Origin of the sequence: Streptomyces sp. NPDC127038 (genome assembly GCF_042725875.1) — a bacterium.
Lineage (GTDB): Bacteria > Actinomycetota > Actinomycetes > Streptomycetales > Streptomycetaceae > Streptomyces.
This window is the reverse complement of record NZ_JBHXDQ010000028.1, coordinates 87,268-97,393: the sequence shown is the minus strand read 5'-3', so window position 1 is coordinate 97,393 and position 10,126 is coordinate 87,268. Positions and strand designations below refer to the sequence as shown.

The window sequence follows — 10,126 nt, the reverse complement described above, 5'->3', positions numbered from 1 at the left end:
TCATGGCCGAGTACAACGACCAGCGGCGCATTGAGGACGCTCACGCCGAACTCTACGGACCCGAGGACTTCGGTACCGGCGACGTGCCCGGCGGTACGGACCACGAACAGGTCGCCCAGGCCGCGGTCGAAGATGATCTCGGCAGCCAGCCGGGAGTCGGAGCAACCGAACAGCACGGCGAAGGGCTGCTGGGACGGTGCGATCTCGGTGCGGCGCGTGGCGTCCTGGTTCGGATGCTCGGGCGCGCCCGAGACGAAACGCTGGTTGCCGGCCATGAGCAGGTCGAAGGCGTCGCGGGGCGTCGGCGTCTGGGTCATGGCCGCAGCCTACGAGGCGGCACCTGCCATCGCAGCCGCTGATCCCGCCAGGCGGCGCCGGGTCGGACGAGGCAACCGGCTCAGGCGTCACCTCAGGCGCCGGGCGTGGACCTCCGAACATCCACATCGGATGTTCCAGCCGGTCAGGGCCGCAATGTGGGTTGAGGTAGTCGACGTTCTCGCCGTAGGTCTGGCTGCGGGGTCTGACGGCCCGAGATGCCGTCAATCCCTGCACGCTGCGCAGGTACCTGCCTGGCTTCCGCCTCTACCGCGCGTGGTCCGCACTCCGCGAACACACCGTGACGCCCACGGCGCAAGACGTCGCCCGCTGCGCAGGAACAGGGCCCCGGCCGAGCCGGGCTGTGATTGCGCTCTCGGACCTGGGCGCTGCCGAAGGCCCGGGCAGGGGGCTGTCGGTATGAACCGGCGGTGTGTCAGACGGGTCCAAGGGTGCAGCTCCGGCCCCATGATCAACAGTGACGGAGGGCGATCCCTCGCCGAGAGACCCTCTTCCGTCTTCTGGAGTTGATCGTGACGTTCTCACTGTCAAAGGCCGCCGGCCGACCATGCCCAGCGCGCGGGCGTCGCCCCGGTTCGGCCGGGCCTCGGAGCCGGGTGCTGGCCGTGGCGGCCGGCGTGCTCTGCGCCGCCGTCGCGCCGGTGGCGCTGTCCGGGACCGCCCACGCCCAGGGCACCTGCACGGTGTCCGGCCCCACCACCACCTGCACCTTCGCCTCCACCGGCGCTGAGCAGACGTTCACCGTGCCCAGCGGCGTCACGCAGGTCGACGTCACGGCGATCGGCGGGGGCGGCGGTGTGGAGGACAACGGCGTGAGCGGCGGCCGGGGCGCCCAGGTGTCCGGCACCCTCACCGGGCTGTCCGGCGGGCAGATCCTCTACGTCGAAGTCGGCGGCGCCGCCACTGGCGCCTCGTGCGCCGGTAGCGCGCAGTGCACCGGCGGCTTCAACGGCGGCGGCAGTACCCACTTCGGCGGCGGCGGTGGCGGAGCATCCGACGTCCGCACCCTGCCCGGCACCACTCCCCTGGCCACCACCGACTCCCGCCTCATCGTGGCCGCGGGCGGCGGCGGAGCCGGCTGGGCCGGCCAGTGCACCGGAAGCCTGGGCGGGGATGCCGGCGAGCCGGGTGCGGACGCGACCTGCAACGGCGGCACCGGCGGCCAGGCGGGAACGTCCACCCAGGGCGGGACCGGCGGCACCGGCGGTGGCGGGGTGTTCGGGGGCGGGAACGGCGTGCTCGGTGCCGGCGGCACCGGCGGCGGCCCGGGCGCCTCCCTGACCGGTGGCGCAGGTGGCGGCGGCTACTACGGTGGTGGCGGAGGCGGCAACATCAACCCCTTCATCAGCCCGAGCGGCGGCGGGGGCGGCGGAGGCGGCGGCTCGTCCCTGGTCCCCGTCGGCGGCACCGGCCCCACCCTCACCAGCGCCGCGCCGGGCATCACCATCAGCTACACCACCCCGGGCAAGCCCGTGAGGACATCCCTGACCGCGATGCCCTCCCGCACCCGGGTCGGCGTTCCGGTCGTGCTCAGCGATGTCGTCTGCCCCGCGAGTACGGGCGCCACGACCAGGCCGACCGGCACCGTCACCTTCACCGACACCACCACCGGCAAGACCCTCGGCACCGGACGCCTGTTCCTGTCCCTCGGCAACTGCGCGGCGGCCGGGACCGTCGCCGCCTTCCGCACCACCGGCACCCACACCATCACCGCCATCTACAGCGGCGACACCGTCTACCAGAGCAACAGCGCCAACCCCGAAACCACCACCGTGACGGTGACCGGCTGAGAACACCGCACGAGCGTCGGCCCCGCCGCGTGGCGGGGCGATGCGCCGTGGTATCGCGCCCCCGATCCTTGATACGACGTCCCTGGGCTGGCACTTGCGAGCGCCGCACCGGTAACGGTTCACCGGGTCGGGGGTGACTCCGAGCTCCGCCGCGACGGCCTTCGCGCTGCCGAACCGGCGCAGCAGGAAGTCGACCTGGCCCTTGAGGGGCTTGGGCGGCTCCTGCGTGATCGCTGCAGATGAGCCTTCCGGTTCCGGGCCTGGGCGCGACCCGGCCCGACCGCGGCTCAGGATGTGCCGACACTGAGCCGCCTTCGGCGCGGGCGCGGATTGCCGGCGAAGTCAGGCCGGCCCTGCTGCCCGGGGCGGCACGCGCGACGGGTGCCTCAGCGCTGGAAGACCGCTGTCGCCACGGGCACCGCCAGCAGCAGGCTGAGCCCGATCAGGGGCAGCCGGTCCAGCCACAGGACGGCGGCGAACTCACGCAGGGTCGCGGAGAGCCAGTACGCGGGAGAGGTCGGCGCGCCCACGACGTGGGCAAGGACGCCGGCGCGACGGGCGAGCAGGGCCGTGCGGTAGACGTGGAAGCCGCTGGTGACCACAGTGGCACGGTGCCCGGAAGCGGTGCGGTCCATGAGGGCCGCGCTGAAGCGGAGGTTCTGCCCGGTGTTCACGGAGCGGTCCTCCCGCACGATCCGGTCGGCGGCCACCCCGCGTGCGCGCAGGTAGTCGGCCATGGCGTCCGCCTCGGAGCGCACCTCGTCGCCGCCCTGGCCGCCCGAGACGACGAACACCACACCGCCCGCGTCCGGTGCGCCGGCGGCGTCGACCGCCAGGGCCCGCTCCAGTCTTCGGCGCAGCAGCGGACCGGGCCGGTCGCCGTTGAGTCCGGCGCCCAGGACGACGACATGGGTGGTCCCCGGCGGCGGGGTGCTGCGGCCCCGGACGAACACGTAGAGGGTGAAGGTGAGGAAGAGCAGGCTGAGGTATCCGGCGGCCGCGTTCACCGCCACCATGAAGGCATCCGCCATCGCGCCCCCGGCCGTTTGGACGACCGCGTCGAGGCCGAGCACCGCCAGCAGGGCGCAGCCGGTGGCGCCGGTGGTCAGCAGGGACGCCCGCGGTCCGTAGCGCCGGACCAGGACGATGGCGTCGACCAGCAGGAGCAGGCCCAGCGCGAGCATCAGAAGCAGGGCGGCGACGGCGAGCACGGTCACGAGGGTGGAGTGAGTCTGCGCACCGCGGGCGGCCACCCCGAGCCCGGCCGACGTCACCGCGAGGCAGAACAGGACAGCGGTGGAGAACCGGTGCGGCGCGAGCACGGCATGGACGACGCCGCCCACGGCGAACACCGCCGCGGCAACGTACTCCGGGTACTGCGGCACGTCCCCCACCACTTCGCTCTCCCGCCCGCCGGGCCCCGTCCACCTGTCGCCGTCTGCGCATTCCCGGCCGCGCACAGCCCTGAGGGGCCCGGTGCGGACGGCCGCCGGACATCCTCGCAGACCCGTCCGGACGACCCCATACGCAGGCGGGCGCCGACGCGATCAGCCGTCGCCTGGGTCAGATGTGCCTCAGCGCCGCACTGAGCCGCACCCTGGACCAGGCGGTGGACAGTGCGCTGCTGGATCGTGTCTGTGCCGCCATGGCCGACTACCTCGCCCGGCGCGGCAACCTCGCCTCCCAAGCCAGAGAGCTGGCCAGTCTCTTTCGCGAGCCCACGCTCCAGGAGCAGTTCGACCAGGTCGAGGACGTCTTCCCTCTCCCTCGCCAGCTCGTGAGGTCGTGCAGGTCGGCCGGGGAGTTGCAGATTCTCGGCCTCAGTGGAAGCCGAGCATTCCGGGTGAATTGATGTCGACGGTGACGACGCCCGGGGGGTAGCGGTTCTCGTGCTCGGTGAGCAGGATCGACATGCCGGTGAACTCTGCTCGCGGCAGGGCGCAGTACAGCGCGTGGCATGTGTCGGGGCCGCCGTAGCCGTCACGGATCATGGTTCCCACGGTGGTGGCGGCCAGCGTGTCGAGGGGATCGACGAGAACGGAAGAGAAGGCCAGCACACGCCGGTGCAGATGCTCTTCGTCGGCTTCGGCCTGCATGAGGCACAGGGCAGGGATGCGGAGCTGCTCATGGGGGCTGTGGGCCATGTTGCCGGCGAGCAGGTTCAATGCTTTGTGCCCGTCCGCCAAAGCCCGGACGGCACTCGTATCAAGAATGATCACGCAACCGTGTCCCGGTCCGAACGAGCCTTCTCTGCAGCAATCTTGTAGATGTTGCCCAGAACGTCCGGGGCCTGCTCAAAGTCTTCGTCGGTCAGCTCAATACCCACGAGCCGCCGTACGACATCCCTGTCGGCCGCCAGACGCTCAGCGCGCTGCGCAGCAGTGGGCTGCTCAGCCGCCAAGGCCTCGACCAGTTGACCCAGGCTCAGCCCCCGCTCCTTGGCAAGTTCGGCCAGATGATCTCTCACCTCGCGGGACACCTGGATCGTCGTGGTAGCCATAGACCCACTATAGCCAATCCATGGAGATAGCCGAAGGGTAGTCCTCTGCCGCATCTCTGCTTCGAACCGGAATGAGGCGGTGTCGAACTCGTGAGCCCGGCCGCCCTGCCACTTGCCCCAGCGCGGATCGTCCAGTGCCACATCGGGACGCGCTGTCTTCTCTGAAGGTGACGGTGAGCCCAGGGTGCCACGGCCGGGCCGGGCCGCTGGTCATCTTGGGCACGGTGCTCCCCTTCTGCGTGTTGTCCGCGTACTGCCCTCGCTCTCGCGGACGAAGTTCGTTACGCCTCGGGGGCATGAGCGCCTTGTCGGGCCGATCAAGTGGGGCCTGGACCTCCTTGTGACACGGCCCGAGCAAACGAGACTGGCGGGTGACCGCGCTCGGCGTCGGCCTTCCGTGTCGCGTTCAGGCCGGGCAGGAGCACGCCGCGGCGCGGGTCTCGGCGGCGGCTTCCAGGGCGGCGTGCGCCGAAAGTGCGTGCGGTGGTGGATGTGCCGTAGTACTCCTGGGGAGACAGAGACACTTTGGTCCTCGTTTGGAGTGGTCGATGGCCGTTCGCCGTGTGGTGCCCAACATCCAGTCGGAGGCCGCGCAGGAGAGCCGGGAGTTCTACGGCCTGCTGGGCTTCGAGGAGGTCATGAACCACGGTTGGATCATGACGCTCGCGTCCCCGTCCAGCCCCGCTGCACAGATCAGCGTCATGACCAGCGACAAGACCGCTCCCGTTGCCCCCGATATGAGTGTCGAGGTGGACGACGTGGACGCGGCCTATGCGGCCATGCGGGCGAGCGACGCGGAGATCGTCTACCCCTTGCAGGACGAGGAGTGGGGAGTGCGGCGGTTCTTCGTACGTGACCCCAGCGGACGGGTGGTCAACGTGCTGGGCCACCGCTGACGGCCCTTCCCCACCGCGAGCCGGCTTCCGGCCCGCCGCAGGCCGTGAGCGGGGCCGACGGCACGGCGCTGACGAGGTGATGCGCGGGACGGGCCGAGCCGGTGCATGCCCACCACGCGGCCGGCCAAGGTCACGGAGTCCTCATGCCGAACACCTCGCCCCCCACCCGCCGCACCCGCCGCCACCAACTCCTGCCGGCCCTCCCCCACATCGCTGCCGCGGCCGTCTCCGGCGCCGTACGTGCCTGGGCCAGCCGGCTCCCGGACCACCAGGCACCGACGGCAGCCTCAGGGTCTTCGGCAGCGTCGCCGGTTGCGGGCCTACAGATCAAGGCCGAGACCGGGACACCGGGGAGCGGCAGGCCGGGCTCGGCTGCTTTGCCGCAGGACCCGGATGCGCAGGAACAGGGCCCCGGCCGAGCCGCCGTTGCGCGGTCGCGCGACCGGCGAGATCGCCGCACGCACGGTGCCGTCGGCGCCGAGCGCGTGCAGCCGGCGGCGCACGGTGGCGGGGCCGAGCCCCAGGACGTGAGTACGTGAGCCGCCCGCTCCGCGGTGAGACGGCCCTCGCGCTGCAGCGCGACTACCAGCCGCTGGGCCATAAGGCTCAGTACGGAATCCGCCGATACACGCGCCCTGAAGGCAACCTTCGCTCATTCCGTCGAGGCGCGACACCCGTCCCGGGGATCGCACCCCAAGAATGGAGAGCATCCACCGCGCCCGTCCTGATCGGCTGACCGCGGGCCTCTGCAAGGCCGTCACCGGCAGCGCGGGAAGGGCCTGTGATGCGACGACGCCGCAGACCTGCCGCTTTCAGAGCACTCCTGGAACGACGATTCACCACGGAGGTTCAAGTGCCCGCTTTCAAGCAACGGGAGAAAGTACGCTTCGCCAGCGGTGACACCTCGTGTGCCGCCTGGCACTATCCGGGGTCGAACGGCGGCTGCGTGATCATGGCCGGCGGAACCTCGGTGACCAAAGAGCCGGCCTCGGACCTGTTCGCCGCGCGCTTCAACGACGCCGGTTTCGCGGTCCTGGCCTTCGACCACCGGCGCTTCGGGGAGAGCGGAGGCGCACCGCGGCAGATCGTCCGCTTCGACGAGCAGGTCGCCGACTGGCACGCCGCGATCCAGTACGCAAGCGGTCTGCCGGACGTCGACCCGGACATGGTCTCGGTCTGGGGCTTCTCGCTCGCAGGCGGCCATATCTTCCGTGTTGCGGCGGACCAGCCGCGACTGGTCTGCGCGATCGCGCAGACCCCGCTGGTCGACGGCCCCGCAGTCGCTCCCCACGCGCTGCGGTCCATGACGCCCCTGGCGGCTCTGCGTCTGTTCGGCCGGGGCGTCGCGGACGTGCTCGGGGGCCTCGTCGGCCGGCCGCCGCTGTTGGTCCCGGCCGCAGGACCACGCGGCGCGGTCGCCTCGCTCACCACGCCCGACGCCATGGACGGCGACCGGGCCCTCGATCCCGACCGCCGCCACGCGAACTGGGACCAGACAGTCGCCGCACGGATCGCCCTGCAGATCGGCACGTACCGGCCGGGCCGCCAGGCCTCCCGTATCCGGTGCCCCCTGCTGGTCGTCGTCTGCGACCAGGACCAGAGTGTGCTTCCCGGCCCCGCCATCCGGGCCGCCCTGAACGCTCCTCGGTCCGAAGTGGTTCACCTGACGGGCAGTCATTACGCTCCGTTCCTCGAGTCGCACGAGCAGGCCGTCGCGGCGGAGATCTCTTTCCTGAACAGGCATCTGGAGCCCCGCGACCGGGACCGTGAAGCGTTCGGGTCCGTGTCGTAGTCGGTGGTGACGGAGGGCGGGGTCGGCTCGCGGGGATGTTCGTCACCGACGACGGCGCGTCTGGAGCCGGACTGACACCTCCTTGCCGAGGGGAGCAAGACGGTGGCCAGGAAGGCTCTGCGGAGCGTCTTCTGCGGCGGCCTCAGACGCTCGATGTCCAGTTGGCCGGGGCGACGGCCGTAGTGCCGTCGGTGTGGAAGTTCGCCGGGCCGACCCTCGGCACACCGTCGGCGTGGAAGTTCGCCGGGCTGACCCTCGGCACACCGTCGCTGTGGAAGTTCGCCGGGGTAACCGCCGGCACACCGTCATTGTGGAAGTTGGCCGGGGTGACCGCCGTGATGCGGGCCTGGTACTGGTTGACCGCGGCGGCTGCCGGCACGACAGCGATGGCGGCGGCGACGCCGGCCTCAACGGTTGCTGTGGCCAGCCGAGAGATCTTCATCGTGACTCCTGTGTGGGTGCGAATCCTCGTCCATGCCGATCAAGCCTCCAGGCGCTCGGGCTGCGGTCGAACACGAGGTCCGTACACGTCCCGTGGGTGACCCGCGGCTCGGCTCCGCGGACGTCCGGCGTCACCGGAACTTCCGTTCCCTCGATGTATTTGTGACGCTACGTCGCGGCGACTTGGTGGGTGCTCTCCATTTTTGGGGTGCGGTCCCCGGGGCGGGTGTCGCGTCCTGCCGTTATGAGCGAAGGTTGCGTTCATGGCGCGTGTATCGGCGGATTCTGTACTGAGCCTCACGGATCAGCGGCTGGTGGCCGCGTTGCAGTGCGAGGGCCGTCTCACCGCGGAGCGGGCGGCCTCCGTGCTGGGGTTCAGCCCTGCCACCGTGCGCCGGCGGCTGCACGCGCTCGGCGCCGACGGCACCGTGCGCGTGGTGATCTCGCCGGTCGCGCGACCGCGCAACGGCGGCTCGGCCGGAGCCCTGTTCCTACGCATCCGGGTCCTGCGGGGAAAACTCGACACGATCGTGGCCGCGCTCGCGGCGCGCGAGGACATCCCGTTCATCGACGTCACCACCTCGGGTGACGAGATCTTCGCGGTCGCCCGCACCGAGCCGGGTTCACGCGACCCGCTGGTCTTCCGCCAACTGCCCTCCACCCAGGCGGTGACGTCCCTGGAGAGCGCCACGATCCTGCACGTCTTCCGCCTCACCTCCGAGTGGCGTCACCAGGTGCTGACCGCGCCCGAACGCGCGGCGCTGACCCCGGCCGAGCCGGCTCCCGAGGCGACCGCTTCCGGTTCCCCGGGCCCCTACGGCGTCGACACCGATGCCCTGGAACAGTCCCTCATCGACGCCCTCACACCCGACGCGCGCCTGACGGCGGCGGCCCTGGCCGCCCACACCGGTCACCCGGAGAGCACGGTGCGCCGCCGCCTCTCCCAACTGGCCGCCCAGGGCCGCCTGATCACCCAGGTCTTGGTCGATCCGCGCCGTCTCGGGCTGCCGATCGAGGCCAAGCTCCTGCTGCACGTGGCCCCCGACCATCTGGCCGCCGCCGGGCAGGCGCTGGCCGACCACCCCTCGGTGCACGGCGCGTTCGCGACGTCGGGACCCTCGAACCTGCACGCGGCCGCGTACTTCCCGGACTTGACAGCCCTCTACGGCTTCCTCTCCCGCGACCTGGCCGGCCTGGGCATCACCCACGTCGAGACGGCCATCGTCAGCCGCGTCGCCAAACGCACCCCCGCGCCGGTCCAGCCGGTACCGGGCGGCCAGGGCCGGGTGAACGCCTCATCGAAGAGCCACAACTGACAACGGGCCGGAAGCAACTCCACCCGCCCCATCGGTGCGACGCACGGGGCGAACGCTGTCTGATGCGGCACTAGGCCGTGTCTCTTCGATCAGGTAGCGCCTTGTTCTGATCATGCCCAGCAGGGGGGATCTGACTGACGCCGAGTGGGCAGTGCTGGAGCCGCTGCTCCCGGTGAGCAACAACCGGTGCGGCCGGTGGCGGGACCACCGGCAGGTGATCAACGGAATCATTCACCGGCTCGGCACCTGGGTGCAGTGGCGGGAACATCCCGAGCGCTTCGGCCCGTGGAAAACCGTCCACAAGCGGCACATGCTGTGGTCAGCCGACGGCACCTGGGACACACTCCTCCAGCACGTCCAAGCGGACGCCGAGGGCGATATCGACTGGAACATCAACGCCGACTCCACCGTCGTACGCGTCCACCAGCACGCCGCCGAAGCACCCACGAACCCGCCGCCTGTGCCACCCGGTTCTTCAAAGGGCGCGCCTCGAAGATCAGTTCACCTGCGCGCGTACGTGAACCTGCGGCTCCTGTTGGAGGAGGCGATGCGCCAAGGGAGGCCCTCGGCCGCTCCCGCGGCGGACTGACCACCAAGGTTCACGTCGCTGTGGAGGGCCGCTGCCGCCCCTTGTCCCTGCTCATCACACCCGGGCAACGGGCGGACTGCACCCAGTTCGAGCCGGTCATGGATAAAATCCGCGTTCCCCGCGCGGGGCTCGGCCGCCCCCGCCGCACCCCGGACAGCGTGGGCGCCGACAAGGCATGCAGCAACCGAAGATCCGCGCCTACCTCCGCAAGCGCGGTATCCGGCACGTGATCCCGGAGAAGAAGGACCACAAGGCCACCCGCCTGCGCCGCGGTTCCCGCGGCGGGCGGCCTCCGGGCTTTGACAAAGCAAGGTACAAAGATCGCAACACGGTGGAACGAGCCATCGGAAAGCTCAAACAGTTCAGAGCCGTGGCCACCCGGTATGACAAGCGCGGGTATATCTACCTCGGCACCGTGACCGCCGCCGCCCTCCTCGTCTGGCGCCGCTCATGATCGCGCCCTGGC

At 70.9% G+C, this 10,126-nt stretch carries 9 protein-coding genes and 1 pseudogene; 5 read left to right on the top strand and 5 right to left on the bottom strand.

The window, feature by feature from the left end:
* Positions 1-317 (bottom strand): carbonic anhydrase (locus tag ACFWI4_RS20830; RefSeq protein WP_387198241.1); only part of this gene is annotated, 317 nt, incomplete at its 3' end.
* Positions 318-941: 624 nt separating this feature from the next.
* Here ACFWI4_RS20830 and ACFWI4_RS20825 point away from each other — a divergent pair.
* On the top strand, positions 942-2,126 hold the full coding sequence (locus tag ACFWI4_RS20825) for an Ig-like domain repeat protein (RefSeq protein WP_387198238.1): 1,185 nt from the start codon (positions 942-944) through the stop codon (positions 2,124-2,126).
* 386 nt (positions 2,127-2,512) lie between these two features.
* Here the strand turns inward: ACFWI4_RS20825 and ACFWI4_RS20820 are convergent, their stop codons facing one another.
* The 3 genes from ACFWI4_RS20820 to ACFWI4_RS20810 form a co-directional block, all read right to left on the bottom strand.
* Positions 2,513-3,511, bottom strand: coding sequence for a YdcF family protein (locus ACFWI4_RS20820; protein ID WP_387198235.1), 999 nt, complete (start codon positions 3,509-3,511; stop codon positions 2,513-2,515).
* A 435-nt stretch (positions 3,512-3,946) separates the two neighbouring features.
* A complete protein-coding gene (locus tag ACFWI4_RS20815) occupies positions 3,947-4,345 on the bottom strand; it encodes a hypothetical protein (protein ID WP_387198232.1) in 399 nt (132 codons plus the stop codon).
* Entirely contained in the window at positions 4,342-4,626 is a 285-nt protein-coding gene (locus ACFWI4_RS20810; RefSeq protein ID WP_387198229.1) for a hypothetical protein, read from the bottom strand. Before ACFWI4_RS20810 ends, ACFWI4_RS20815 begins: the two co-directional genes overlap by 4 nt.
* Before the next feature lie 548 nt (positions 4,627-5,174).
* Here ACFWI4_RS20810 and ACFWI4_RS20805 point away from each other — a divergent pair.
* On the top strand, positions 5,175-5,522 hold the full coding sequence (locus tag ACFWI4_RS20805; RefSeq protein ID WP_387198227.1) for a VOC family protein: 348 nt from the start codon (positions 5,175-5,177) through the stop codon (positions 5,520-5,522).
* Positions 5,523-6,375: 853 nt separating this feature from the next.
* Positions 6,376-7,314, top strand: a complete 939-nt coding sequence (locus ACFWI4_RS20800; protein WP_387198224.1) for an alpha/beta hydrolase — start codon at positions 6,376-6,378, stop codon at positions 7,312-7,314.
* A 142-nt stretch (positions 7,315-7,456) separates the two neighbouring features.
* On the opposite strand, the gene ACFWI4_RS20795 is transcribed toward ACFWI4_RS20800, so the two are convergent.
* Positions 7,457-7,756: a hypothetical protein gene (locus ACFWI4_RS20795; protein ID WP_387198221.1), complete on the bottom strand. Its 300-nt coding sequence runs from the start codon at positions 7,754-7,756 to the stop codon at positions 7,457-7,459.
* Between the two features lie 262 nt (positions 7,757-8,018).
* Here ACFWI4_RS20795 and ACFWI4_RS20790 point away from each other — a divergent pair, with 262 nt between their 5' ends.
* Positions 8,019-9,071, top strand: coding sequence for an Lrp/AsnC family transcriptional regulator (locus tag ACFWI4_RS20790; protein ID WP_387198218.1), 1,053 nt, complete (start codon positions 8,019-8,021; stop codon positions 9,069-9,071).
* 112 nt (positions 9,072-9,183) lie between these two features.
* Positions 9,184-10,114, top strand: a pseudogene (locus ACFWI4_RS20785) (IS5 family transposase).
* The last annotated feature ends 12 nt before the right edge of the window (positions 10,115-10,126 follow it).